Source organism: Streptomyces sp. NPDC001219, assembly GCF_053597915.1.
In genome coordinates this window covers 1-25,822 of sequence record NZ_JBSFJF010000083.1, presented here as the reverse complement: position 1 = coordinate 25,822, position 25,822 = coordinate 1, and the positions used below count along the sequence as shown (strand labels likewise).

General features: G+C 72.5%; 22 protein-coding genes and 1 pseudogene. 14 read left to right on the top strand and 9 right to left on the bottom strand.

The features are described 5' to 3' along the window. Positions 1-88: 88 nt before the first annotated feature. Complete coding sequence (locus tag ACWC9R_RS32775) at positions 89-1,126, bottom strand: helix-turn-helix transcriptional regulator (protein ID WP_450737022.1); 1,038 nt, start codon at positions 1,124-1,126, stop codon at positions 89-91. A 54-nt stretch (positions 1,127-1,180) separates the two neighbouring features. On the opposite strand from ACWC9R_RS32775, the gene ACWC9R_RS32770 reads away from it, so the two are divergent. From ACWC9R_RS32770 to ACWC9R_RS32760, 3 genes are all read left to right on the top strand, one after another. After that, a complete protein-coding gene (locus ACWC9R_RS32770) occupies positions 1,181-2,653 on the top strand; it encodes an FAD-binding oxidoreductase (protein ID WP_450737021.1) in 1,473 nt (490 codons plus the stop codon). Positions 2,654-2,724: 71 nt separating this feature from the next. Next, positions 2,725-5,721 carry an FAD-binding and (Fe-S)-binding domain-containing protein gene (locus ACWC9R_RS32765; protein ID WP_450737020.1) on the top strand — a complete coding sequence of 999 codons (2,997 nt, stop codon included), beginning with the start codon at positions 2,725-2,727 and terminating at the stop codon, positions 5,719-5,721. 288 nt (positions 5,722-6,009) lie between these two features. Next, positions 6,010-6,159, top strand: a complete 150-nt coding sequence (locus ACWC9R_RS32760; RefSeq protein ID WP_450737018.1) for a hypothetical protein — start codon at positions 6,010-6,012, stop codon at positions 6,157-6,159. A 100-nt stretch (positions 6,160-6,259) separates the two neighbouring features. On the opposite strand, the gene ACWC9R_RS32755 is transcribed toward ACWC9R_RS32760, so the two are convergent. Genes ACWC9R_RS32755 through ACWC9R_RS32745 form a run of 3 tightly spaced genes read right to left on the bottom strand, consistent with a single transcriptional unit; the run spans position 6,260 to position 8,445 of the window. Next, positions 6,260-6,886, bottom strand: coding sequence for a DUF5753 domain-containing protein (locus ACWC9R_RS32755; protein WP_450737016.1), 627 nt, complete (start codon positions 6,884-6,886; stop codon positions 6,260-6,262). Between the two features lie 31 nt (positions 6,887-6,917). Continuing rightward, complete coding sequence (locus tag ACWC9R_RS32750; protein ID WP_450737015.1) at positions 6,918-7,769, bottom strand: helix-turn-helix domain-containing protein; 852 nt, start codon at positions 7,767-7,769, stop codon at positions 6,918-6,920. Between the two features lie 10 nt (positions 7,770-7,779). Continuing rightward, on the bottom strand, positions 7,780-8,445 hold the full coding sequence (locus tag ACWC9R_RS32745; protein ID WP_450737013.1) for a DUF6879 family protein: 666 nt from the start codon (positions 8,443-8,445) through the stop codon (positions 7,780-7,782). Between the two features lie 865 nt (positions 8,446-9,310). Between ACWC9R_RS32745 and ACWC9R_RS32740 the strand changes: the two genes are divergently transcribed. Then, complete coding sequence (locus ACWC9R_RS32740; RefSeq protein ID WP_450737011.1) at positions 9,311-9,718, top strand: hypothetical protein; 408 nt, start codon at positions 9,311-9,313, stop codon at positions 9,716-9,718. Between the two features lie 125 nt (positions 9,719-9,843). On the opposite strand, the pseudogene ACWC9R_RS32735 reads toward ACWC9R_RS32740, so the two are convergent. From ACWC9R_RS32735 to ACWC9R_RS32725, 3 genes and pseudogenes are all read right to left on the bottom strand, one after another. Then, positions 9,844-10,050 (bottom strand): annotated as a pseudogene (locus tag ACWC9R_RS32735) (maleylpyruvate isomerase family mycothiol-dependent enzyme); the annotation flags it as partial. A 78-nt stretch (positions 10,051-10,128) separates the two neighbouring features. After that, positions 10,129-10,917, bottom strand: coding sequence for an aminotransferase class IV (locus ACWC9R_RS32730; protein WP_450737009.1), 789 nt, complete (start codon positions 10,915-10,917; stop codon positions 10,129-10,131). A gap of 85 nt (positions 10,918-11,002) precedes the next feature. Next, positions 11,003-11,503: a nuclear transport factor 2 family protein gene (locus ACWC9R_RS32725; protein WP_450737007.1), complete on the bottom strand. Its 501-nt coding sequence runs from the start codon at positions 11,501-11,503 to the stop codon at positions 11,003-11,005. 309 nt (positions 11,504-11,812) lie between these two features. On the opposite strand from ACWC9R_RS32725, the gene ACWC9R_RS32720 reads away from it, so the two are divergent. Beyond that, positions 11,813-12,196 (top strand): VOC family protein, encoded by a 384-nt coding sequence (locus tag ACWC9R_RS32720; protein WP_450737006.1) that lies wholly within the window; start codon positions 11,813-11,815, stop codon positions 12,194-12,196. Positions 12,197-12,322: 126 nt separating this feature from the next. Here the strand turns inward: ACWC9R_RS32720 and ACWC9R_RS32715 are convergent, their stop codons facing one another. Beyond that, a complete protein-coding gene (locus ACWC9R_RS32715) occupies positions 12,323-13,177 on the bottom strand; it encodes a LysR family transcriptional regulator (RefSeq protein WP_450737004.1) in 855 nt (284 codons plus the stop codon). Positions 13,178-13,357: 180 nt separating this feature from the next. Between ACWC9R_RS32715 and ACWC9R_RS32710 the strand changes: the two genes are divergently transcribed. Next, positions 13,358-14,242 carry an EamA family transporter gene (locus ACWC9R_RS32710; RefSeq protein ID WP_450737024.1) on the top strand — a complete coding sequence of 295 codons (885 nt, stop codon included), beginning with the start codon at positions 13,358-13,360 and terminating at the stop codon, positions 14,240-14,242. A 25-nt stretch (positions 14,243-14,267) separates the two neighbouring features. Here ACWC9R_RS32710 and ACWC9R_RS32705 read toward each other — a convergent pair whose 3' ends face one another. After that, the gene (locus ACWC9R_RS32705) at positions 14,268-14,633 is read right to left on the bottom strand and encodes a hypothetical protein (protein ID WP_450737003.1); all 366 of its coding nucleotides are present in this window, start codon (positions 14,631-14,633) and stop codon (positions 14,268-14,270) included. 332 nt (positions 14,634-14,965) lie between these two features. Here ACWC9R_RS32705 and ACWC9R_RS32700 point away from each other — a divergent pair, with 332 nt between their 5' ends. The 8 genes from ACWC9R_RS32700 to ACWC9R_RS32665 all read left to right on the top strand — a co-directional run bounded on the left by ACWC9R_RS32700 (position 14,966) and on the right by ACWC9R_RS32665 (position 25,561). Continuing rightward, a complete protein-coding gene (locus tag ACWC9R_RS32700) occupies positions 14,966-15,769 on the top strand; it encodes a TIGR03084 family metal-binding protein (RefSeq protein ID WP_450737001.1) in 804 nt (267 codons plus the stop codon). Further along, positions 15,766-17,517 (top strand): acyclic terpene utilization AtuA family protein, encoded by a 1,752-nt coding sequence (locus ACWC9R_RS32695; RefSeq protein WP_450736999.1) that lies wholly within the window; start codon positions 15,766-15,768, stop codon positions 17,515-17,517. The genes ACWC9R_RS32700 and ACWC9R_RS32695 overlap by 4 nt, the downstream gene beginning before the upstream one ends. After that, positions 17,514-19,112, top strand: coding sequence for an acyl-CoA carboxylase subunit beta (locus tag ACWC9R_RS32690; RefSeq protein WP_450736997.1), 1,599 nt, complete (start codon positions 17,514-17,516; stop codon positions 19,110-19,112). Before ACWC9R_RS32695 ends, ACWC9R_RS32690 begins: the two co-directional genes overlap by 4 nt. Before the next feature lie 7 nt (positions 19,113-19,119). Beyond that, a complete protein-coding gene (locus tag ACWC9R_RS32685) occupies positions 19,120-21,030 on the top strand; it encodes an acetyl/propionyl/methylcrotonyl-CoA carboxylase subunit alpha (protein WP_450736996.1) in 1,911 nt (636 codons plus the stop codon). A gap of 273 nt (positions 21,031-21,303) precedes the next feature. After that, positions 21,304-22,467, top strand: coding sequence for an acyl-CoA dehydrogenase family protein (locus tag ACWC9R_RS32680; RefSeq protein ID WP_450736994.1), 1,164 nt, complete (start codon positions 21,304-21,306; stop codon positions 22,465-22,467). A gap of 102 nt (positions 22,468-22,569) precedes the next feature. Next, positions 22,570-24,159, top strand: a complete 1,590-nt coding sequence (locus ACWC9R_RS32675) for a 4-coumarate--CoA ligase family protein (RefSeq protein ID WP_450736992.1) — start codon at positions 22,570-22,572, stop codon at positions 24,157-24,159. Beyond that, positions 24,156-24,941 (top strand): enoyl-CoA hydratase family protein, encoded by a 786-nt coding sequence (locus ACWC9R_RS32670; RefSeq protein WP_450736990.1) that lies wholly within the window; start codon positions 24,156-24,158, stop codon positions 24,939-24,941. Before ACWC9R_RS32675 ends, ACWC9R_RS32670 begins: the two co-directional genes overlap by 4 nt. Further along, a complete protein-coding gene (locus tag ACWC9R_RS32665; RefSeq protein WP_450736989.1) occupies positions 24,929-25,561 on the top strand; it encodes a TetR/AcrR family transcriptional regulator in 633 nt (210 codons plus the stop codon). Before ACWC9R_RS32670 ends, ACWC9R_RS32665 begins: the two co-directional genes overlap by 13 nt. Positions 25,562-25,822 lie beyond the last annotated feature (261 nt).

Below are 25,822 nucleotides of genomic sequence, written 5' to 3'. Positions count from 1 at the left end.
CGGACGAACTCCCACTCGGCATCGGACAGTTCATGACGACGTATCACCCGACCATGATCTACCACCCGAGATCATTTGAAGACACCCCCTAGGGGGATGGGGTGTCTCCGGCGTAGACGGCGGTGAGGGCGGCCGCGGCCTCGGCCATCACCCGGCGGGCCTCGGGTGGCGTGAGCACTTCGAGGGAGTCGCCGAACTGGAGCAGCTGACGGACCGCGGGGAGGACGGGGAAGGCCAGTTCGAGGACGGCCCAGTCGCCGTCGCCTGACCCGTCGCCGTCGCCCGTCCCGTCCCCCGTACGGGGCGGCCCGGTCAGTGCTCCGCCCAGGATGCGGACCGCCAGGTCCAGCCGGTCGCGGCGGATGCGGGCGGTCACCCGTACGTCCGCGGGCCGGTCCTCCACCTGGCGCCGCAGCCGCTGCCACACCTCGGCGAGCTCCACGCCCGCGCGGCGCCGTACCGGCACGTCGGTGACGGTCGCGGACTCCACCCGGTCGGCCCGGAAGAGCCGTGGCCCGCCGCGGCGGTCCGCGACGAGGTACCAGGTGCCGGCCTTGGCCACGAGCCCGTACGGGTCGACCGTGTAGGTCCGCGGCCGGGTCTCACCGCTGTGCCGGTAGCGCAGGCGCAGCCGCCGGTCGGTGAACACGGCCGTGTGCAGCACCTCCAGCTCCACCGCGGGCCGGGCGGCGGGCCCGTCGCCCGGCGCGGCGGCGGACGACGGGCGGGGCGTCCACCTGTCCGGGTCGACCAGGATGCGGCGGCCGGTCAGCTCCGCGGCCGGCCGGTGCGGCGCGGGCAGCGCCGCCATCACCTTGCGCAGCGCCGAGCGGAGCGCGTCGTCCAGGCCGAGCGCACTGTGCGCGCCCTGCGCGGCCAGGATGAACAGCGCCCGTGCCTCGTCGCCGGTAATCCCCGTGACGTCCGTACGGAAGCCGGGCAGCAGCGCGATACCGCCGTGCCGGCCGCGCTCCGCGTAGACCGGCACCCCGGCCGCCGAGAGCGACTCGATGTCGCGGTAGACGGTCCGGGTGGAGACCTCCAGCCGCTCGGCCAGCTCCGCGGCCGGCACCCGGCCGCGGGTCTGGAGCAGCAGCACGATCGAGACCAGGCGCGACGACTTCACAGCCGCTTTTATATATGACGGTGGGTGTCAAGTTATCGCGGCAGAGTGCGGGGCATGGAGACCAACGACCTCGCTCTGCCGTCCGCGCCCGCACCGCTCGACCCCGCCTCCCTCGCTGCCCTCGTGGCCCAGGTCCGGGGCCCGGTCCTGGTCCCCGGGGACGACGGCTACGACGGCGAGCGGTCCGGTTTCCAGCTGGCTCGTCAGCACCGGCCCGCCGTGATCGTCGGCGCGGAGTGCACCGGGGACGTCGTCGCCGCGGTGCGCTTCGCCCGTGCCCAGGGGCTGCCGGTCGCGGTCCAGGCCACCGGGCACGGGCTGGCCACGGCCACCGAGGGCGGGCTGCTGCTCAGCACGCGGCGGATGGCCGGGGTGCGGGTGGACGCGGCGGCCGGCACCGCGCGGGCCGAGGCGGGCGCCGTCTGGGGACAGGTCGTCGAGGCGGCGGCCCCGCACGGACTCGCCCCGCTCAACGGCTCCTCCCCGGGCGTCGGCGTCATCGGGTACACCCTCGGCGGCGGCGTCGGGGTGCTGGCCCGGACCTACGGCTTCGCCGCCGACCAGGTGCGGTCCGTCGACCTGGTCACCGCCGACGGCCGGCTGCGGCACCTGACCGCGGACCGCGACCCCGAACTGTTCCGGGCGCTGCTCGGCGGCGGCCACGGCCTGGGCGTGGTGACCGCGATGGAGTTCGGGCTGGCACCGGTGGCCCGGCTGTACGGCGGGCAGCTGGTGTTCGGCGGCGAGCAGGTCGACGCGGCCCTGACGGCCTATCTGGACTGGACCGCGACCGTCCCGGACGAGCTGACCTCGTCGCTCGCCCTGATCGCCTACCCGGACCTCCCGCAGCTGCCCGAGTCGCTGCGCGGCAGCTACCTGGCGCACCTCCGCATCGCCTATACGGGGAGCGCCGCGGAGGGCGAACGGCTGGTGGCGCCGCTGCGCGCGGTGGGGCAGCGGGTGAGCGACGACCTGCGCGAGATGCCGTACGCCGAGTCCCACACCATCCACCGCGACCCGAGCGATCCGCATGCCTACGACGGGGACAACGCGCTGCTCAGCGGGCTGGACGCGGCCGCGCTGCGCCGGGTGGCGGCGCTGACCGGACCGGCCGCCCCGGCCATGTGCGTGGTCCAGCTCAACCATCTCGGCGGCGCCATGGCCGGGCCGGGCCCGTCGGCCGGCGCGGTCGGCCACCGCGACGCCCGGTACGCGCTGCGGCTGCTGTCGCCGCTGCCGGCTCCGGGCGAAGAACCCGGCGGCGACGCGGCGGACGCCGCCCTCGCGACCGTACGGGCGCTGCACGCCGAGGCACTGGCGGCCGTCGCGCCCTGGCGGCTCGGCCGGAGCGTGAACTTCCTCTTCGGCGGGCACGGGGACCGTCCGGACGCCGACGAGGTGGCGCGCAGCGTGCACGACACCGCCACACACCGGCACCTGGCCGGGCTCAAGACCCGCCACGACCCGGAGAACCTCTTCCGCTTCCACCCGGCCGCCGCCCCGTCCACCGCCCCCGTTCCGGTCTGACGGCCGCGACGCGCCCCGGCGATCGGCCCGCCGACCGCCCATGAACCCGTCCCAGTGGGCAGGCTGGAGACATGGCTGATCGTACGGAGACGGAGAAGCGGGATCTGGCGGAGGAGTTGGCGGCCGCGGTACGGGGGGAGGTCTCGTTCGCCGCGGCCGACCGGGCACTGGTCACGATGGACGCGTCGAACTACCGGCGGGTGCCCAGAGCGGTGGTCGCGCCCCGGGACGCCGAGGACGTCGCGGCGGCGCTGCGGGTGTGCCGGGAGCACGGGGTGCCGGTGGTGCCGCGCGGCGGCGGGACCAGCATCGCGGGGCAGGCGACCGGCGTCGGCGTGGTGCTGGACTTCACCCGGCACATGCGGCGGATCGTGTCGCTGGACCCCGCCGCCCGCACCGCCGTCGTCCAGCCCGGCGTCATCCTGGACGACCTGCGGGCGGCGGCCGGCGCCCACGGTCTGACGTTCGGCCCCGACCCCTCCACCCACAGCCGCTGCACCCTCGGCGGCATGATCGGCAACAACTCCTGCGGCTCGCACTCGGTGGCCTGGGGCACCACCGCCGACAGCGTCCGCGAGCTGGAGCTGCTGACGTACGGCGGCGAGCAGGTACGGGCCGGCCGCGGCACGGACCCCACCGGCGCCCCCACCGGACTGCCGCCGCGCCTGCGGGACGGCGTCAAGGCCCTGGTGGACGGGGAGTTGGCACTGCTGCGCACCGGCTACCCCGACCTCCCCCGCCGGATCTCCGGGTACGCCCTGGACGCGCTGCTGCCCGAGAAGGGCACCGACCTGGCCCGCGCCCTCACCGGCAGCGAGGGCACCCTCGGAGTGCTGACCGAGGCGACCGTACGCCTGGTGGAGACCCCCGCGGCCCGGGTGCTGGCCGTCCTCGCCTACCCCGACGAGAGCGCCGCCGCCGAGGCCGCGCACACCCTGCTGCCACACCGGCCGATGACCGTCGAGGGGATGGCCGCCGACCTGGTGGGCGACGCCACCGGGCTGCCCAAGGGCGGCGCCTGGCTGTTCGTGGAGATGGGCGGCGCGAGCCCCGGCGAGGCGGCCGCCCGCGCCTCGGCCCTCTGCCGCGCGGCCGCCGCGGACGGCAGCACCGACCACGCGGTCGTCACCGACCCGGCCGGCCAGCGCGCCCTGTGGCGCATCCGCGAGGACGCCTCCGGGACCGCCACCCGGCTGACCGACGGCAGCGAGGCCTGGCCCGGCTGGGAGGACTGCGCGGTACCGCCCGCCCAGCTCGGCCCGTACCTCCGCGACTTCCGCGCCCTGCTCTCCCAGCACGGCCTGCGCGGCACCCCCTACGGGCACTTCGGCGACGGCTGCATCCACATCCGCATCGACTTCGACCTGCTGACGGCCCCCGGCATCCGCCGGTTCCGCGAGTTCTCCTACGACCTCGGCGAGCTGGTCGTCGCGCACGGCGGCTCGCTCTCCGGCGAACACGGCGACGGCCAGGCCCGCGCCGAACTGCTCCCGAAGATGTACGGCCCCGAACTCGTCGGCGTCTTCGAGCAGTTCAAGTCGCTCTGGGACCCGGCCGACGGCCTCAACCCCGGCATGCTGGTCCGCCCCGCCCGGCTCGACGAGAACCTCCGCTTCACGGTGCTGCCCTCGCGCCCGGTCCCGGTGGAGTTCGGCTATCCGCATGACAACGGCGACTTCTCCGCGGCCGTACGGCGCTGCGTCGGCGTCGCCAAGTGCCGCAACACCGCGACCGGTCCGGGCTCCACCGACGTCATGTGCCCGTCCTTCCGCGCCACCGGCGAGGAGCAGCACTCCACCCGCGGCCGGGCCCGTCTGCTGCACGAGATGCTGGCCGGAGAGGTGATCACCGACGGCTGGCAGTCGCCCGAGGTGCGCGACGCCCTCGACCTCTGCCTCTCCTGCAAGGGCTGCCGCAGCGACTGCCCCGTCGGCGTCGACATGGCCACCTACAAGGCGGAGTTCCTGCACCACCACTACGAGGGCCGGGTGCGCCCCGCCGCGCACTACTCCATGGGCCGCCTCCCCCAGTGGCTGCACGCCGCCGCCCCCCTGGCCCCCGCCCTCAACGCCCTCGCCCGTACGCCACTGGCCGCCGTCGCCAAACGCCTCGGCGGCATCGCCCCCGAGCGGCCGATCCCCGAACTGGCCACCGAGACCTTCACCCGCTGGTGGTGGCGCCGCCGGAAGTCGGCGGCCGCCGGGGGATCGTCCGCTGCGGGGGGATCGTCCGCTGCTGGGGAATCGTCCCGTGCTGGGGAATCGTCCCGCGCCGGTGAATCGTCCGGCACCACCGTCGTCCTCTGGCCCGACACCTTCACCAACCACCTCTCCCCGGAGGTCGGCCGCGCCGCCGTACGCGTCCTGGAAGCGGCCGGACTGCGCCCTCTCCTGCCCCCAACCGCCCCCCTGCGCCAGCCCGGCGGCGCCCTCCCACAACCCGCCTCCCTGCCCCGCCTGCACCGCCCTCCCCTGTGCTGCGGCCTCACCTACGTCTCCACCGGGCAGCTCGACCGGGCCCGCGCCGTCATGCGCCGTACGGTCGAGGTCCTGAGCCCCCTGCTCCAGAGCGGCCACCCCCTGGTCGTCCTCGAACCGAGCTGCGCCGCCGCCCTCCGCACCGACCTGCCCGAACTGCTCGCCGACGACCCCCGTGCCGCCCAACTGGCCCGCTCCGTCCGGACCTTCGCCCAAGCCCTGGAGGAACTGGCCCCCGACTGGCAGCCCCCGCGCATCAACCGCCCCGTCGCCGGCCAGACCCACTGCCACCAGCACGCCGTCCTCGGCGACACGGCCGACCGCCACCTCCGCGACCGCGCGGGCCTCACCGGCAACCTGACCGGCGGCTGCTGCGGCCTGGCCGGCAACTTCGGCTTCGAACGCGGCCACTACGACATCTCCGTGTCCTGCGCCGAGGACCAACTCCTCCCCGCCGTAAGGCAATCCCCCGAGGGCACGGAGATCCTCGCGGACGGCTTCTCCTGCCGCACCCAACTCGCCCAACTGGGCGACCGGCCGGGGCGACACCTGGCGGAGGTGCTGGCGGAGGCGCTGGGGGAGGAAGGGTGATGCTGGCGGGGGTGCGCTGACCGGTGCGCGCGGGGAGGTGCACCCCGGTGTGTACCGAACCATCGCACCGGCCTTTCGTGCATCCACCAGCGACTTCCGCGGCGGCCCCGGCCGGGTGGGGCGGACTCCCACGGGAACACTGACAGGGCAGGCGACAAGTCAACCGGCGGTCCCGTGCCGACGGCGCGGAAGGACAGCCCGTCCGCCGCGCCGGAGCCCGGACCACCGTGAGGTTCCGAGCTTCTGGGGGCGATGGTGCGCAGTTTTGACCTCAAGGCGGAAGCCGAAATGCGACTGGACTCCGACCGCCGCGCCGAGGAACTGGCCCGCAAACGCGGAGAGAACCCGACGGCGGCCTCGGACGACCCCCAGGGCCCCGCTCCTGCCGACGGGCCGCCCCCGTCCGGGTCGGGGGCGGTCGGCGAGGCCGAGGGGTAGCGGCCGGCCCAGGGCTCGGCCCCGACCGGACGGGGACTCGCGCCACACGACGGCCCCCGCGCGAGATCCCCGCCGGCCTTGCCGATGCTTCCCGTGGGGTTCAGCGCAGCCCTTCAAGCGCCTTCAGAATGAGCGCCCGGGCCTCGGCGCCGTAGACGGCCATACTGCGGTAGTGCTCGAACGCCTTCAGATAGAGGGCGATTTCGGTGGGCTGGGTGATAGTCACCTGCGCGGAAACCAGCTCCACCGAGACCAGGTTGTCGTCGTATGCGTGAAACGTCTCGTGCGGCAACTGCGTACGCCCGCGGGTCGCCGTCGGAACGATCCCGATCGACACCGAGGGCAGGGCGTCGGCCGTAAGCAGGTGGTCCAGTTGGGAAGCCATTACCTCCCTGTCTCCGAGCTGGTAGTACAGCACCGCTTCTTCGATGAGCAGAACGGACCGATGCCCCGGCTCGTGGATGATGCGGGAGCGCTCGACCCTTGCTTGTGCGGCCTCCGTGCTGTCATCAACGGGGAGTTCATGAGTGTCGGAGACTGTGCGCAGCACCGCGGCAGCGTAGCCCTCGGTCTGCAGCAGGCCGGGCATGAGGGTGGAGGAGTAGATGCGGAACAGCTGGGTCTCTCGGAATAGCTGGTCCAGAGTGTGCTGAAGCGGCTTCAGCCCATCGCGTACCTGATGACGCCACTCGGTGTACGTCGACTCGGAATTCGATGACTGCGGCATCGTGTGCATCCTCGTGTATCCAGTAGGGGCGTCATGGGGAACAGAGCGACCGACGGGCTCTGTTGATCACGTTCTGCGCCTCGGTGCCGTAGACGGCGGATTCTCGGAGCGTGTTCCATACGTTCAAGTACAGGGCGATACTGTCTGTGTCTTCCAGCCATAATTCCGCATGCCAGTCTTCGGTGACTGCCAGTCGGTTGTCCAGTACGTAGAAACCGTTGGCCGTAGGAATCTTGAGTGATGCGCTGAAGGGCACTATCCCCAGCTCTACCGTGTCCAGGCCGACCACGCCGGCAAGGCGGTCAAGCTGGGAGGCGAGAGTCGAGGCAGGGCAGATCCGAGCATGCAGCGCCGCCTCCCACATGATGATTCGGAACTGCCTACCGGGCTGGTAGAGCAGTTCTTGGCGCCGCATCCTGGATCTGACGGCTTCATCCGTGTCGCCCGGGGAATTCTGTAGTTTTGCGTACCGGGCGAAAATGTGCCGTGCGTACTCGGCCGTCTGAAGCATTCCTTCAATGATTGATTCTTGCCAGCTGTATATGACCTTGGTCCGTGCAATTTCGGTGTTCCAGTTTTCTTGCACTGGACGGTGTCCCGAGGCAAGTTGACGTCGCCACGACCGGATTTGTGATTCGAAGCCTTGTAAGCGTGCATACAGCTCGGTGAATGCCTCGGGCTGTTCAGTGGCCTCTACCCACGCTCGAAGGTCTTCCGGGCTGGCGGTCTGCTTTCCGTTCTCCAGCTTGTAGATCTTTGAATGGGGCCAGCCGAGGCGTTGCGCTAACTGGGGCCCGGTGAGCCGGCCTCCAGGGCGGGAGATGCGGAGTTCGCGCAGGCGCACCCCAAGGGCGACTCGCGCTTGCTGGTAGTCCGTGCTCACCGGGTGCGAGTCACTCCTTGTTCGCGGCTACCAGCGCTGCGAACTCTTCGTAGGGGGCGGAGTGATGCAGCGCGGCGTCGCGTGCCTGGGCATACCGCAGCACTTCCGCGGGGTTCGTGATCAATTCAACGTGTAGGAGAGTGTCGGCCTCGTCGAAGTGCAGCAGTGCGATGAACCTTGAGTCGAAGATCCAGAAGTCTTCGGCGGGCAGTTGAAGTCGCTCAGCGTCGGCGCGCCACAGGTTACGCATGTCCTCCCCTGTGGCTGAGTTGCGCTTCGCGTTGTCGAGTAGGTACAGCTGGCCGGTAGTCGGAGGGTCGTCGACGATGCGTACCCGGCCGACGCGCTTACCTGCCGCCGTCTGTGCTCGCATGTTCCGGCACCATTCGTCATCGTGATCCCACGTCACTGTTCCCGTCTCGACGAACTCGCGGTATGTCTCTTCCTCGCGGTCGGAGGCATAGCCGCGGCGGGTCTCCAGACGCCATGCCGAGTGCTCGAACGTCTTGAAGAGCTGGGCGAATTCGCTCAGGTCAATGATCTTGGGCACGCGTGTGACCTCCTTGGGGCCGAAATCGACGAGCAACTCCGGCGGCACGATCACTGCGGTCTCGCCGTCGTGGAAGTGCTGGAGCTGGCCGATGTCTTCGGGGTGGGTGAGCGGCTTACCTTGCACGATCCACTCGCCCGTGTCTAAGTCCTCGTGCAGGGCGGGGCAGCCGCCGTTGCCGCTCTGGTGCCGTTGAAACGCAGTCGCCGTGCCATGGCCGTCTCCCTCGTGGCGGAGGTGCGTGAGCCTCCAGCATCACAAGGCCCCGGAGCCCCGCACTACAGCTTGCACTCGGTCGTGTGAGAACAGGGGCGAACATCCGGCCATTCTCCGAGAACATTGGAGAACATTGCGTGGTGGCGTTTTCTCCCACTTCCTAACGTCCTGCTCATGACCGCACCAACAAACGGAGCCCTGACGGAACCCGTCGAGGTCACCGAGTGAGCAGTCCCATGAGCGCGCCCACGACGCAAAGGTGCCCCGAGTGTGACGACCTCGCGCGCGGCCGGAAGCAGGCCGCAGCGGCCCGGAACCTCAGCCGGGTGACCGACTTCGATGTCCTCATCGCCCGCCACCGCGCGAGGCACCAGCCGAAGTCGTGAAGGGGCCGAGGAGCTGAAACCCGCCGTCGCAGGGCGTTCCGTGCGACCCGCGGCTGTCACCAAAACTCCCGCCCCGGCCGTCATTCCCTGGCAGGACACGGCCGGAGCGGGTGGGCCCATGAGGGGCCCTCGCATGTGCACGACGGCGCGCGGACCGACCGCGTGCCGGTACGGCACCTGAGGAGATGACCATGCGATACCGCTTCGGTCCGGTCAAGTACGGCGGCGACGAGGACGACAACCAGGGCGGCAACCCCAACGGTGGGTGCGGCGACGGACAGGGCTGTGGCCGCCAGTAGTCCGTGGGCCGGGTGGCCCGCTCTCCGCGAAAGGGGTGCGGGCCGCCCGTTCGGACCAGTGCAGGCACGGCGTTCGCAGCAGGGAGAGAGATGACCGGACCCCACCACCACGCCTACGTCTGGCTCGGCAGCGGCGAGGTGCTCGTGAAGCCGGGGGACGCGCACCGGCGCCCGGACCACCCGGAGTTCCGTTCCGCCCAGGTGATGCCGCTGGCGTCCGCTGACTGGCTGCTGAAGCCGGCCGCCCGGATCGAGGCGACCTTCGAGGAGCCGAAGGAGGCGGCCGACTGGTACGACACGCAACTCGCTCACTACGCCGGCCTCTTCGTGGGCACGTACCCGCCCAAGCCGCTGTACGACGAGACCGTACGGGCCCTGTGCGCCGGCGAGGACCGCGTCGGGGGCTGGTGGGTGAGCGGGGGACGGTTCCTCTCGTTGAACCTGATCGCCTGTAGCCCGCACCGGGTACGGCCCGATCTCGCGTGTCCGCTGCGGTAGCCCGCCTCGGCACCGTCTGCCGGGCCCACCGGCAAGCCGCCGGAGCCCACAGGCGTGCTCCGGCTGTGGCTTCGCGGATGACCGGCACTGCATGCCGCGGCCGGGGCGCTTTCTCCTGGTTACGGTCAGTAGATGATCGACACGATGCGACAGGCTGCTTCGGCCAGGCTGTGGTCGCCGTCGATGCCGGCAAGGGAGAGGGCGGTCTCCGGATGGATGCCGCGGGTGCACAGGCGCCAGGCGGTCTCCGCGTCCAGGTGAACGACCGCGGTGGGGCGTTCGGCGTCCGGCTCGGCGAGCGACCAGCGGTCCCCGGTGGCCGTGACTACCGGATACCCCGTCCATGCCGATCGTGCCCGCAGGGCCACGATGCATCGGACGGGCGCCGGTCATGGTGCCCTGGGTCGTTGTCAGATCACGTCCCAGGGAACATCGGCCCAGGCGGTAGTGAGGGCGTCGGCCAGGGCGCCGCCATCGTCGGGGAAGGTCACCTTGTCGATGCCGGCCAGCGGTTGGCTGGGGCAGTGGGAGTTGGTTGCTGCGGCAGCCCGCAGTGCCGGAAGGTCGTCCGACGTCAGGCGGAGGGCTGACCATCGCACGCCGATGCGCGTCAAGGAAGCCTGCAGCAGCTGCATGGTGATGCCGGGCAGTGCGTCGGCCTCAGGCCATACGACCTGCTCGCCGTCCCAGAAGGCGACGTTCCACACCGAGCCCTCGCGCAGGGCCCCGTCCCGGCCCACGAGCAGCACGTCGTCGTATCCCGCCGCCTTGGCCTGGAGGCGCTGGTAGGTGAGCCCCATCGTCGCAAGGTGCTTGAGGTGCGGGAGGTCGCGCTCATATGTCGTCGTGCAGACGCGCAACGCCGGCCGCGGCACATCAGGGAACGGATCGGAGACCGACACCATGACGTCCGGCGACAGCGGCGCGCCGACCCGAGGGACGAGAGTCACCTGGACCGACGCGTCGCGTTGTGCGCCGAGCGCATGCCGGATGAGTTCCCGGATTCCGTCCCCGTCGCTTTCGACTCGTTCGTCGAAGAGTGCCTGCGATGCCCGCTCCAGCCTCCTCAGGTGGAGGTCAAGACCGCGAACTGCCCCTTCACGCACCTGCATCGAAGTGAAGTGCCCGTAGTTCCACGTCGCCACCCGATACACGTCCTCGACGTCGGCGGGCCGGCCGTTGGTCTCTATCTTCAGCACCCGCGCCATGCTGCCACAGCCCTCACTGAGCAAGATCGGAGCAAGGAGAACCGCGGACCGGACGGTGGTCTCCAGGCGCGACGCCCTAGTCGGCCGTGGTGAACGAGCGGAGGGTGTCCTCGCCCGTGGTCCACCAGACGCCGAGTCGTTGGCGGGTCAGGCGCCAGCCGTCGGTGGTCCGGGTGAACTCCCAGGTGTAGGGGCCGCCCATGGCGTAGGGCGAGGAGGTGGTGCCGGGGTCGGCGACGGCCACGAACCACATGTAGCCGATGCCGGTGGCCTGGTCACCCTGCGTCTCGAAGTCCATGTTGAGGATGTGGTGCTGCATGCTGGTGTACGGCGCCTCGGCCTCGATGACCCTGGCCAGGATCGCCTCCCGGCCGTGGACCCGCTCCCAGGGGCCGAACTCCAGGACCGCGTCCTCGGTCCAGCACTCGATCCAGGTGCGCCAGTCCTTGCGGTCCAGCGCCCGCCAGCCGTGGATCAGCAGCGCACGCAGGGAATCCTTGTCCTCCAGGCGTTGCAGGCGGCGGGCGAAGTCGTGGTCGTCACCCGGGAAGTTGGGCACGGGTACGGACAGGGACATGGGTGCTCCTCTGGGGCAGGGGTTCACGGGCACCGGCGAAGGCGGGCGACGAGGGGCGGGCGGCGAGAGTGTGCAGCTAGTAGCTGCGGCTAGTACGTGCAGGTAGTGCGTGCCGCTACTGCGCGCAGCTCGTGTGTGCGTCCGCATCGTTGGCCGGGTGCGCCGGGTGGTGTGCCGACTCTGTGCTGTCGGTGGCCGGTCATCCAGGACGGGACGAGGCCGGGTGCCGCGCACCCAGGCACCCGGCCGGACCATCACCAGCGGTCCATATCGGCCCTGGCTGTCACGTCCTCTCGTACAGTGACGGGCATGGCATGCCGTATCAGTGAGCTGGTCATCGACGCCGTGGAACCGGAACGGCTGGCCGCCTTCTGGAGTGACGTCCTCGGCTACGCCGAGCTGGGCCGGGAGGACGACGGAAGCATCGAGATCGGTCCGCCCGAGGCCGGGTTCGGAGGTCCGCAGCCCACCCTCGTCTTCGGTCCGACCAGTGATCCCCGGCCGGCGAAGCTCCGGCTGCACATCGATGTCAACGCCACCGACCGCGACCAGGACGCCGAGCTGGAACGGCTGCTCGCTCTCGGCGCGCGGCCCGTCGACGTCGGCCAGACCGGCAACGAAGGCTGGCACGTCCTGGCCGACCCCGAGGGCAACGAGTTCTGCCTCCTGCGCAGCCGGCTCAAGCCTCTGTGACGGGGGTGTCCTTCGTGTCGGTCGCCGGTCGCCGGTCGCGGGGTTGCCGGTCGCCGGCCGTAGGTCGTGCGAGGCGCGTAGCGCCGCCGAGGCCCGCGCCTCAGCGCTGCCCCCGTTCCCGTCCCATCACCTCCCCATCACCTCGTGGGCCAGCCTGATCAGGTCCGGGATGCGTGGGTGGCCCGGACCGTCGCGCCAGGCGAGGACGACGGGGACCGGCGGGGCGTCGGTGAGGGGGACGTAGGCCATGGCCGGGTGGGGGTGCATCTCGGCGGTGGCGGAGGTGGTGACGCCCACGGCGCGGCCGCCGGTGATGGCGGCCAGCCAGTCGTCGGTGTTGCCGATGGTGATCGTGGAGGCGGGGCGGGCGGCGGCCGGCCACAGGTCGAGGGTGGTGGTGCCCGAGACGGTGTTGACGGCGATGGTGCGGTCGGCCAGGTCCGTGAGGGCGAGCGCGGTGCGGTGGGCGAGCGGGTCGTCGGCGGGCAGACCTGCCACTCTCGGCTCGGTGGTGAGCTGCTCGGTGATCAGGCCCGGGGCGCGGACCTCGCCGCGCAGCAGGGCCGCGTCCACCTCGCCGCGGGTCAGCCCGGCCGTGCGGTCGTCGATACGGAGGAGTTCGAGCGGGGTCCCGGGGTGCTCCTCGTGCCAGCGGCGGAGCAGCGCGGTGGTGTCCGTACCGGCGGCCGACCAGGCGTGGCCCAGCCGTAGGGGCCAGTCGGTGTGGTGGGCGTAGCCGAGCGCCCGGTCGAAGGCGGTGACCGCGACCGCGGCCCGGTCGCGGAAGGCCAGGCCGTCGGGGGTGAGGGCGAGGTGATGGGTGGAGCGGTCGACGAGCCGGACTCCGAGGGCGTGTTCCAGCTGGCGCAGGGTGCGGGAGACGGCGGGCTGGGTCAGATGCAGCCGCTCGGCGGCGCGGGTGATGCTCAGGGTGTCGGCGATGGCGAGAAAGCAGCGGAAATGTCGGAGCTCGATGCTCATGCGCGCGGAGCATAACAACAGGGGAAACGGCATTTCACGGACCGGAAGCGCGGGCCGTAGCGTGGTGGCGTGAATGCCTCGCCCGAGAGCCCCGATGGCGGTACGCCCGCCACCCCTGTCCACACCGTGCGCGCCGACGACGGGGGGTTTGTGCACCCCATACCGCCCTCGCCCGAGGTGCTGACGGCGGAGGCGCAGGCGGGCGGCGCCGGTGGGGCGGGTGCGCGCGGGCGGATCACGTCGGTGGCGCTGGTCATCGGCGGGATCGTGTCGCTGCAGTTCGGCTCGTCGGTGGCGGTGCTGCTCTTCCCGCGGGCCGGTGCGCTGGGCGTGGTCACCCTGCGGCTGGTGGTGGCCGCGCTGGTGCTGTTGGTCGTCTGCCGCCCCAAGCTGCGTGGCCATGCGCGGGGCGACTGGGCCACGGTGCTGGCGTTCGGTGTCGCACTGGCCGGCATGAACTCGCTCTTCTACCAGGCCATCGACCGCATTCCGCTGGGCGCCGCGGTCACCCTGGAGTTCCTCGGGCCGCTGATCCTGTCGGTGGCGACCTCCCGCAGGGTGCTGAGCCTGCTGTGGGCGGCGCTCGCACTGGGCGGCGTGGTGCTGCTGGGACGCGAGGGGTTCGACGGGCTCAACCTCGTCGGTGCGGGGTGCGCGCTGGCGGCCGGCGGGCTGTGGGCCGCCTACATCCTGCTCTCCGCCCGTACGGGACAGCGCTTCCCGCAGGCGGACGGACTGGCGCTGGCGATGACCGTCGCGGCGCTGCTCAGCCTGCCGTTCGGCATTCTCAGCGCGGGCTCCGCACTGCTGAACCCGGTCACGCTGGGCCTGGGCGCCGCGGTCGCCCTGATGTCGTCCGTCCTGCCCTACACCCTGGAGCTGCTCGCCCTGCGCAAGCTCCCGGCCTCCGGTTTCGCGGTGATGATGAGCCTGGAGCCGGCCGCCGCGGCCACCGCCGGATTCCTCGTCCTGCACCAGGCACTGGGCTGGGCCGAGGTACTGGCGATCGGCCTCGTCGTGATCGCGAGCGTGGGGGCGGTACGGAGCGCGGCGGCCCACAGCTGAGCCATGGGCCGCCCGCGGCCGCCCGTTAGGGGTAGCACTCCTTCGGCGGGTTCACGACGGAGATGAAGTGCCCGGAGTGGACCCATGACGTAGGGATGTGGTCGTACAGGCGGTACCAGAGGCGCCCGGACGGCGTCCTGGTGGTCTGGCACGCGATCCGCAGCGGAGTGCCCTGCCGGTACGTCCGGAAGCGCTCGGCGCCGGAGGAGGGCTTGGCGTAGACGGGAGCGCCGTGGACGCTGGCCACCCTCATGGTCTTGTACCGGGCCGCCGCCGCGGCGCCGTCCGGCTCGGGTGCCGGCATGGCGGCGGCCGCACCGCCGCAGGTGAGGAGGAGGGCGACGGCAGCCGCTCCGACCCCTGCCGCGCGCCGCTTAGGAGTGATGCGCATCTTCAGGACCTTTCGTAGGTGACATGCCGTCATCCGCGGTGGCTCCCAGGGCATTTCGCCGGGCCGGCCCCCGCGGACGGCACGGATCAAGCCTCTGCCGCCGGGCGCGGCGGACGCCTCCTCCGCGAGTAGCAGGCACCTCCGCCAGGCGGGGGAGTGCTGATGGGGAAAAAATCATGCACGCATGCTTGATTGTTCCCGGCGGCGCTGCCAGTCTCGGAGCGCACCCGCACCACACCGCACCCGTACGGCCGCAGCGCTCCGCCGCGGCCGTCACCGTTTTCCAACGCGCCCCGCTGTCCCGGCAGTTGGGTGGACGAGGGGAGTGTCGCGTGTCCGATCCCGGCGCCGTACTGGCGGATCTCAGGGCGGAGAGCGAGGAGTTGGACGCACTGGTCGCCGGGCTGCCGGCCGGGCGCTGGGCGGTCCCGACGCCCGCCGAGGGCTGGACGGTCGCCCATCAGATCGCCCACCTGGCCTGGACCGACCAGCAGGCGCTGCTCTCCGCCACCGACCCGGACGGGTTCGCACGGGCCGCGCAGAAGGCGCTCGCCGCGCCGCTCACCTTCGTCGACGAGGCCGCCGGGGCCGGTGCCCGTACGCCGCCCGCCGAGCTGCTCGCGCAGTGGCGGGCGGGGCGGGAGGCCCTGCAGCGGGCGCTGGCGGAGCGGCCCGCCGGCGGGAAGCTGCCCTGGTACGGCCCGCCGATGAGCGTGGCCTCGATGGCCACCGCGCGGCTGATGGAGACCTGGGCACACGGGCAGGACGTCGCCGAGGCGCTCGGGGCCGTGCGGCCGCCCACCGCCCGGCTGCGGCATATCGCCCGGATCGGCGTCCGGACCCGTGACTTCGCCTATGCGACCCATCAACTCACCCCGCCGGGCGAGGAGTTCCGGGTCGAGCTGCGGGCGCCCGACGGCACGGTGTGGGAGTACGGTCCTGCGGAGGCCCGGCAGCGGGTGACGGGCGACGCGCTGGAGTTCTGTCTGCTGGTGACCCAGCGGGCGCACCGCGCCGACCTGCCGACCGTACGGGCCGAAGGGGCGGACGCGCAGCGGTGGCTGGAGATCGCGCAGGCCTTCGCGGGCCCGCCGGGGAAGGGCCGGGAACCGTCCGGGAAGGCCGCCACCTCATGAGCGGCGGCAGCGCCCGCGCAGCTGACACCGGCCCCATACGCCCCATAGGCGCCGACCCCGCCGTCCTCCGCGTCGGCAACGCCTCCGGCTTCTACGGCGACCGGTTCGACGCGCTGCGCGAGATGCTCACCGGCGGACCGCTGGACGTGCTGACCGGCGACTACCTCGCCGAGCTGACCATGCTGATCCTCGGCCGGGACCGGCTGAAGGACCCCACACGCGGATACGCCAGGACCTTTCTGCGGCAGCTGGAGGACGGGCTCGGGCTGGCCGTCGAGCGCGGCGTGCGGATCGTCGCCAACGCGGGCGGGCTGAACCCGGCCGGACTCGCCGACGCGGTACGGGAGCTGGCGGACAAGGCCGGGGTGCCCGTCCGGGTGGCCCATGTGGAGGGCGACGACCTGCTGGCGCGCGGGGGCTGGGGCGAGGGGGTGCTGACCGCCAACGCCTACCTGGGCGGCGCGGGGATCGCCGCCTGTCTGCGGGCCGGTGCCGAGGTCGTGGTGACCGGGCGGGTCACCGATGCCGCGCTGGTCAGCGGCGCGGCCCAGGCGCACTTCGGCTGGCGGCCGGAGGACCTGGACCAGCTGGCCGGTGCGGTGGCCGCCGGGCACGTCCTCGAATGCGGCACCCAGGCCACCGGCGGCAACTACTCCTTCTTCACCGCCCATGAGCTGCGGCGGCCCGGCTTCCCGCTCGCCGAGATCGCCGCCGACGGCAGCTCGGTGATCACCAAACACCCGGGCACCGGCGGCGCGGTCACCCCCGGCACGGTCACCGCCCAGCTGCTCTACGAGACGGCCGGCGCCCGCTACGCCGGGCCCGATGTGACCGCGCGGCTGGACACCGTACGGCTGACCGAGGAGGGGCCGGACCGGGTACGGATCGACGGGGTGCGGGGCGAGGCGCCGCCGCCGTCCCTCAAGACCGGGCTGACCCGGCTCGGCGGCTGGCGCAACGAGGTCACCTTCGTCCTGACCGGGCTGGACGTGCCGGCCAAGGCCGCGCTGGTCCGCCGGCAGATGGAGGCGGCCCTCGACGCGGCGGAGCGCCGCCCGGCCGAGGTGCGCTGGACGCTGGCCCGCACCGACCGGGACGACGCGGCGGTCCAGGAGGAGGCGAGCGCGCTGCTGCGCCTGGTGGTGCGGGACGCCGACCAGGACGCGGTGGGGCGGGCGGTCAGCGGCGCCGCGATCGAGCTGGCGCTGGCCAGTTACCCCGGCTTCCACGTCACCGCGCCGCCCGGCAAGGGCACGCCGTACGGGGTCTTCGAGGCGGTGACGGTGGACGCGGCCGAGGTGCCGCACACCGCCGTACTGCCCGACGGCACCCGCGTCAGCTGCCAACCACCGTCCATGTCACGGGAGTTGGCGCGACCGGCCGACCCGCCGCTGCCCGAGCCGCTGCCCGCCGGGCCCACCCGGCGCGGGCCCCTCGGCCTGGTCGCCGGAGCCCGCAGCGGCGACAAGGGTGGCTCGGCGAACGTCGGGGTGTGGGCCCGTACCGACCAGGCCTGGCGCTGGCTGGCGCACGAGCTGACCGTCGACCGCTTCCGGCAGCTGCTGCCGGAGACCGCCGGTCTGCCCGTCGACCGGCACGTACTCCCGAACCTGCGGGCGCTCAACTTCGTCGTCGACGGGCTGCTCGGCGAGGGCGTCGCCGCGCAGGCCCGGTTCGATCCCCAGGCCAAGGCCGTGGGGGAGTGGCTGCGTTCGCGGCACATGGACATACCGGAGGTGTTGTGGTGACCGTGCTCGGAACCGGGCTCGACCCGTCGGGCGCCGAGTACGCGGAGCGTCGTACGGCGATGCTCGCGAAGCTGGCGGAGATCGAGGCCGAACACACCAAGGCGACCGCGGGCGGCGGCGAGAAGTACGTCGCCCGGCACCGCAAGCGCGGCAAACTGCTCGCCCGGGAGCGGATCGAGCTGCTCGTCGACCCCGACACCCCCTTCCTGGAACTGTCGCCGCTCGCGGCCTGGGGCAGCGACTACCAGGTCGGCGCCTCGCTGGTCACCGGCATCGGGACCGTCGAGGGCGTGGAGTGCCTGATCACCGCCAACGACCCGACGGTGCGTGGCGGCGCCAGCAACCCCTGGACGCTGAAGAAGTCCCTGCGCGCCCACGAGATCGCCTTCACCAACCGGCTCCCGGTGATCTCCCTCGTCGAGTCCGGTGGCGCCGACCTGCCCAGCCAGAAGGAGATCTTCATCCCGGGCGGGGCGCTCTTCAAGGACCTCACCCGGCTGTCCGCGGCCGGTATCCCGACCGTCGCCGTGGTGTTCGGCAACTCGACCGCGGGCGGCGCGTACGTCCCGGGGATGTCCGACCACGTGATCATGGTCAAGGAGCGCGCGAAGGTGTTCCTGGGCGGTCCGCCGCTGGTGAAGATGGCCACCGGCGAGGAGAGCGACGACGAGTCGCTGGGCGGCGCCGAGATGCACGCCCGCACCTCCGGGCTCGCCGACCACTTCGCGGTGGACGAGCCGGACGCGCTGCGCCAGGCCCGGCGGGTCGTCGCCCGCCTCAACCACCGCAAGGCGCAGCCCGATCCGGGCCCGGCCGCGCCGCCGAAGTACGCCGAGGAGGAGCTGCTCGGCATCGTCCCCGGCGACCTCAAGGCACCCTTCGACCCCCGCGAGGTCATCGCCCGGATCGTGGACGGCTCGGACTTCGACGAGTTCAAGCCGCTCTACGGGACGAGCCTGACGACCGGCTGGGCCGAGCTGCACGGCTACCCGGTCGGCATCCTCGCCAACGCCCAGGGCGTGCTGTTCAGCGCGGAGTCCCAGAAGGCCGCCCAGTTCATCCAGCTGGCCAACCAGCGCGATATTCCTCTCCTGTTCCTCCACAACACCACCGGCTACATGGTCGGCAAGGAGTACGAGCAGGGCGGCATCATCAAACACGGTGCGATGATGATCAACGCGGTGTCGAACTCGAAGGTCCCGCACCTGTCCGTCCTCATGGGCGCCTCCTACGGCGCCGGCCACTACGGCATGTGCGGCCGCGCCTACGACCCCCGCTTCCTGTTCGCCTGGCCCAGCGCCAAGTCCGCCGTCATGGGCCCGCAGCAGCTGGCCGGGGTGCTGTCGATCGTCGCCCGCGCCTCGGCCGCCGCCAAGGGGCAGCCGTACGACGACGAGGCGGACGCCGGGCTGCGCGCGATGGTCGAGCAGCAGATCGAGTCGGAGTCGCTGCCGATGTTCCTGTCCGGGCGGCTCTACGACGACGGCGTCATCGACCCGCGCGACACCCGAACCGTCCTCGGCCTGTGCCTGTCCGCCCTCCACAACGCCCCGGTCGAGGGCGCGCGGGGCGGCTTCGGCGTCTTCCGGATGTGAGGCAGAAGTGATCCGTTCCGTACTCGTCGCCAACCGTGGCGAAATAGCCCGGCGGGTCTTCCGCACCTGCCGCGAACTGGGCATCTCCACCGTCGCCGTGCACTCCGACGCGGACGCCGGCGCCCCGCACGTACGGGAGGCCGACACCGCCGTACGGCTCCCGGGCGACGCCCCGGCCGACACCTATCTGCGCGGCGACCTGCTGGTGCGGGCCGCCCGCGCCGCGGGCGCCGACGCGATCCACCCCGGCTACGGCTTCCTCTCCGAGAACGCCGGATTCGCCACCGCGGTGGCCGACGCGGGCCTGCTCTGGATCGGCCCGCCGCCCGCCGCCATCGAGGCCATGGCCTCCAAGACGCGGGCCAAGGAACTGATGGCGGAGGCCGGCGTGCCGCTGCCGGCCCCCGTCGACCCCGGGAAGGCCACCGAGGCCGATCTGCCGCTGCTGGTGAAGGCGGCGGCGGGCGGCGGCGGCCGCGGGATGCGGATGGTCACCGAACTGGACGCTCTGGAAGAGGAGTTGAAGGCCGCCGCGGCCGAGGCGGCGTCCGCCTTCGGCGACGGCGAGGTGTTCGTCGAGCCCTACCTCGTCGGCGCCCGCCACGTCGAGGTGCAGATCCTCGCCGACGGACACGGGACGGTCTGGACCCTCGGCACCCGCGACTGCTCCCTCCAGCGCCGCCACCAGAAGGTCATCGAGGAGGCCCCGGCCCCCGGACTGTCCGAGGAGCTGCGGGCCACCCTGCACGAGGCCGCGGACCGGGCCGCCCGCGCCATCGGCTACCGGGGCGCGGGCACCGTGGAGTTCCTGGTCGACCGCACCGGACGGGCGTACTTCCTGGAGATGAACACCCGCCTCCAGGTCGAACACCCGGTCACCGAGGCCGTGCACCGCCTCGACCTGGTCGCCCTCCAGCTGGGCATCGCCGAGGGCCGCCCCTTGGACCCCGCACCGCCGCCGCCCCAGGGGCACGCCGTGGAGGCCCGGCTCTACGCGGAGGACCCGGCGGCCGGCTGGCAGCCGCAGACCGGCACCCTGCACCGGCTGGCGCTGCCCGACGGCGTCCGGCTGGACTCCGGCGTGACCGACGGCGACACCATCGGCGTCCACTACGACCCGATGCTCGCCAAGGTCATCGCCTGGGCCCCGAGCCGCGACGAGGCCGTACGGAAACTGGCCGGCGCCCTGGAACGCGCCGCCCTCCACGGCCCCGTCACCAACCGCGAGCTGCTCGTCCGCTCCCTGCGCCACCCGGAGTTCACCGACCCCGGCGCCCTGGACACCGGCTTCTACGACCGCAACCTCGCCGAGCTGACCCGCAGCGACACCGACACGGCACCGCTCTTCGCGCTCGCCGCCGCCCTCGCCCACGGCCGCTCCCGCTTCGGCGGCTTCCGCAACGTCCCCTCAGGACCCCAGGTCAAGACGTACGCCTCCGGGGGCACCGAGCACACCATCCGCTACCGGCTCGGCCGGGACGGCCTGCACGCCGAGGACTTCCCCGGCGTCCGGCTGCTGGCCCTCGGCCCGGAGGAGGTGGTACTCGAAGCCGACGGACTGCGGCGGCAGTTCACGGTCACCCGCTACGGCGACCGGGTCCATGTCGACGCACCCCCGGCCCCCGGCACCACCACCCCCGCCTCCCACGCCTTCACCGCACTGCCCCGCTTCCCCGACCCCACCGCCCGCACGGAACCCGGCTCCCTGCTGGCGCCGATGCCCGGCACGGTCGTACGCATCGCGACGGGCCTCACCGAGGGCGACCAGGTCACGGCCGGCCAGCCACTCCTGTGGCTGGAGGCCATGAAGATGGAACACAAGATCACCGCCCCCGCCGCCGGCACCCTCACCTTCCTCCCCGTCCACACCGGCACCCAGGTCGAGGTGGGCACCCTCCTGGCCGTCGTCACGGACTGACCGGCACCACCCGCACTTCACCGGCGACCTCGCGCCTTTCATACCTCTCCTCCCACCGGGGTGGGGCTCGCAACGAGACGCGAGGTGGCGGGGCCGGAGGGGCGGGGTGTGGGACGTAAAGCGAAGCAGTTCCACACCCCGCCCCGGAGGCCCCGACACCGCCCCACCCGCACACCTGGGCCCCACCCCACCCCACACCCCCTCCCTCCGCCGAAGGCGGAAACGGCGCCGCACCCAAACAACGCACCGCAACCGACGACCCGAGGAGCTCCCATGCGCACCCCGACGATCGAGTCCGAGGAACACCGCGCCCTGCGCACAGCGGTAGCCGCCCTGGGCGCCCGCTACGGCCGCGAGTACTTCACCCGCGTCGTGGCGGACGGCACCCACACCGACGAACTCTGGGCGGAGGCCGCCAAACTCGGCTACCTCGGCGTCAACCTCCCCGAGGAGTACGGCGGCGGAGGCGGCGGCATCGCCGAACTCTCCCTCGTTCTGGAGGAGTTGGGCGCGGCCGGCTGCCCGCTCCTGATGCTGGTCGTCTCGCCCGCCATCTGCGGCACGGTCATCGCCCGCTTCGGCACCGAGGAGCAGAAGCGGACCTGGCTCCCGGGCCTCGCCGACGGCTCCCGCAAGATGGCCTTCGGCATCACCGAACCGGACGCCGGCTCCAACTCGCACCGGATCACGACCACCGCCCGCAAGGACGGCACGGACTGGGTCCTCAACGGCCGCAAGGTCTTCATCTCCGGCGTCGACATCGCCGACGCCACCCTGATCGTCGGCCGCACCGAGGACGCCAGGACCGGCCGCCTCAAGCCCTGCCTCTTCATCGTGCCCCGTGACACCCCCGGCTTCGGCCGCAACCCGATCGCGATGGAACTCTCCGCCCCGGAGAAGCAGTTCGAGCTGACCCTGGACGAGGTGCGGCTGCCCGCCGGGGCGCTGGTCGGCGACGAGGACGCCGGGCTGCTCCAGCTGTTCGCCGGGCTCAACCCGGAGCGCATCATGACCGCCGCCTTCGCCCTCGGCATGGGCCGCTACGCCCTCGGCCGGGCCGTCGACTACGCCCGCACCCGCCAGGTGTGGAAGGAGCCCATCGGCAGCCACCAGGCCCTCGCCCACCCCCTCGCCCAGGCCCACATCGAACTGGAACTGGCCCGGCTGATGATGCAGAAGGCCGCCCATCTCTACGACGCGGGCGACGACATGGGCGCGGGCGAGGCCGCCAACATGGCCAAGTACGCGGCGGCCGAGGCCGCGGTCCACGCCGTCGACCAGGCCGTCCACACCCTCGGCGGCAACGGCCTCACCCAGGAGTACGGCCTCGGCTCGATGATCACCGCCGCCCGGGTGGCGAGGATCGCGCCGGTCAGCCGCGAGATGATCCTCAACTTCGTCTCCCACCAGTCCCTGGGGCTGCCCAAGTCGTACTGAGAGACGGGATGCTGACCGGGCCGGCCGGGCAAGCCCGCCCCGGCCGCCGGGGCGGCGCCGCACCCGCCGCCCGCCGTACCCCGCCGAAGGGAAGGCCCAGGCATGGTGTTCCACGTGTTCCACAGCGAGTACGCCGACGTCGCGCCCGTAGAGCTGCCGATCCACGAGGCCGTCCTCGGGCGGGCGGCGGAGTACGGCGACCGGCCCGCACTGATCGACGGCCTCGACGGCACCACCCTCAGCTACGCCGAGCTGGACCGCCTCAGCCGCCGGATCGCCGCCGCCCTCGCCGCGAGCGGCGTCCGCAAGGGCGACGTGCTGGCCCTGCACAGCCCGAACACCGTGCTCTTCCCGGCGGTGTTCCACGCCGCCTCGCGCTGCGGGGCGGCCGTCACCACCGTCCATCCGCTCGCCACCGAGGGCGAGTTCGCCAAGCAGCTGCAGGACTCCGGGGCCCGCTGGATCGTGACCGTGTCGGCGCTGCTGGACACCGCCCGCGCCGCCGCGCGGCAGACCGGCGGTGTCGCCGAGATCCTCGTCTGCGACCGGGCCGACGGCCACCGCTCCGTCCGCGACCTGGCGGCCTGCGCCGACCCGGAGCCCTCCGTCACCCTCGACCCGGCCCACGACCTGGCCGTACTGCCCTACTCCTCCGGCACCACCGGCACCCCCAAGGGCGTGATGCTCACCCACCGCAGCATCGCCACCAACCTCGCCCAGCTCACCCCACTGATCTCCAACGGCCCCGGCGACCGGGTCCTGGCCGTGCTGCCGTTCTTCCACATCTACGGGCTGACCGCCCTGATGAACGCCCCGCTGCGCAACGGCGCCACCGTCGTCGTCCTGCCCCGCTTCGACCTGAAGCAGTTCCTCGCCGCCATCGAGCGGCACCGCATCACCGCCGTCTACGTGGCGCCCCCGATCGTCCTCGCCCTCGCCAAACACCCCCTGGTCGCCGACTACGACCTGTCCTCCCTGCGGTACCTGGTCTCCGCCGCGGCGCCCCTGGACGACGGACTGGCCGCGGCCTGCTCCCGGCGGCTCGGCCTGCCCCCGGTCCTCCAGGCGTACGGCATGACCGAGCTGAGTCCCGGAACTCACTGCGTCCCCCTCGACGCGCCGAACCCGCCGCCCGGCGCCGTCGGCAAGCTGATCCCCAACACCGAGATGCGCCTGGTGTCCCTGGAGACCGGCGAGGACGTGGGGCCGGGGGAGACCGGGGAGATCCTCATCCGCGGCCCCCAGGTCATGAAGGGCTATCTGGGGCGGCCCGCCGAGACCGACGCGATGATCGACCCCGAGGGCTGGCTGCACACCGGCGACGTCGGGCGGGCGGACGGCGACGGCTGGCTCCATGTCGTCGACCGCGTCAAGGAGTTGATCAAGTACAAGGGCTACCAGGTGGCCCCCGCCGACCTCGAAGCGCTGCTGCTCGGCCACGAGGCGATCGCCGACGCCGCGGTCATCGGCGTCCGGGACGAGGACGGCAACGAGGTGCCCAAGGCGTTCGTGGTCCGGCAGCGGGGGGCCCGGCTCACCGAGGACGAGGTGATCGCGTACGTTGCCGGGCAGGTCGCCCCGTACAAGAAAGTGCGCCGCGTGGAATTCCTGGCCAGCGTGCCGCGCGCCACCACCGGAAAGATCCTGCGGCGCGAACTGCGCGCCAGGGAAAGGAGCCAGACGCCCCGATGACCGACGCCCCGAAGACCGAAGCGTCCACCGAGACCCTGGTCCCGCGCTCCCACGAGCGCGGCATCACCACCCTCACCCTGGACTCCCCGCACAACCGCAACGCCCTCTCCACCCGCCTGGTCGCCGCACTGCACCAGGCACTTGAGGACGCCGCGGCCGACGACGCCACCCGCGCCGTCGTGCTCACCCACACCGGCGGCACGTTCTGCGCCGGCGCGGACCTCTCCGAGGCGACCTCGGGCAGCGCGAAGGACGGCCCGCTGGGCCTGGCCCGGCTGCTGCGCGCCCTCGTCGCGCTGCCCAAACCGGTCGTCGCCCGCGTCACCGGACACGTCCGGGCCGGCGGCCTGGGCCTGCTCGGCGCCTGCGACCTCTCCGTGGCCGGACCGGACGCCACCTTCGCCTTCACCGAGGCCCGCCTCGGCCTCGCCCCCGCCGTCATCTCACTGCCGCTGCTGCCCCGGCTGGACCCGCGGGCGGCCGGCCGCTACTACCTCACCGGTGAGAAGTTCGGCGCGGCGGAAGCGGCCAGGATCGGCCTGGTCACCCTCGCCGCCGACGAGGTCGACAGCGGCCTCGCACCCCTGCTGGACGGGCTGCGCAAGGGCTCCCCGCAGGGCCTGGCCGAGTCCAAGAAGCTGGTCACCGCCCCGGTGCTGGCCGCCTTCGACCGCGACACCGAGGCGCTCGCCGAACAGTCCGCACGCCTCTTCGGCTCCGCCGAGGCCCGCGAGGGCATGACCGCCTTCCTGGAGCGGCGGGCCCCGTCATGGGCGCGCTGACCCCCGCCCGCGGCACCAAGGAGCCCCAGCAGGAACGCAGCCGGGCCACCCGGCTCAAACTGCTGGAGGCGGCGGTCTCCTGCCTGGCGGAACGCGGCTGGAGCGGCAGCACGGTCTCTGTGGTCGCCGAACGCGCGGGCGTCTCCCGCGGCGCCGCCCAGCACCACTTCCGCACCCGCGAGGACCTCTTCACAGCGGCCGTCGAACACGTCGCGGAGAAACGCCAGGGCGCGGTCAAGGCCGTCGCCGACAACCTCCCCCCGGCCGGCTCCGCCGCCCGCACCCGGATCGTCGTCGAGGAACTCGTCGGCCTCTACACGGGCCCGCTGTTCCGCGCCGCACTGCACCTGTGGGTGGCCGCCTCCGACGAGGAACCACTCCGCGAACGGGTCACCGCCCTGGAGGCCCGCGTCGGCCGCGAGGCCCACCGGACGGCGCTGACGCTGCTCGAAGCGGATGAGGCGGTGGCCGGTGTCCGGGAGACGGTCCAGGGCCTCCTCGACATGGCCCGTGGCCTCGGCCTCGCCAACCTCCTCACCGACGACTCGGCCCGCCGCGAGCGGGTTGTCGAGCAGTGGTCGGCCCTCCTCGACGCCGAGCTTCGGGGCCGGGCCCGTTAGTCCCACGTTGTTGTCTTTCCCGCCGTGGGGGTTTCTCGCCGTTGCGGGTCCGCTGCGCGGGGCGTGGGCTGGGGTGATGCTTGTGGCTGCCTTCGCCGTTGCGCCGGTCCGCTGCGCTTTGCCTCGGCCGATGCTTGCGGCTGCCTCGCCGTTCGCGCCTGCGGCGGGCGGGTGGGTGTCGGGTGCGGTGACGGGCCTCCGGGGCCTGGTGTGTGGACTGCTTCGCTTTACGTCCACACACCAGGCCCCACCGAACGGAAG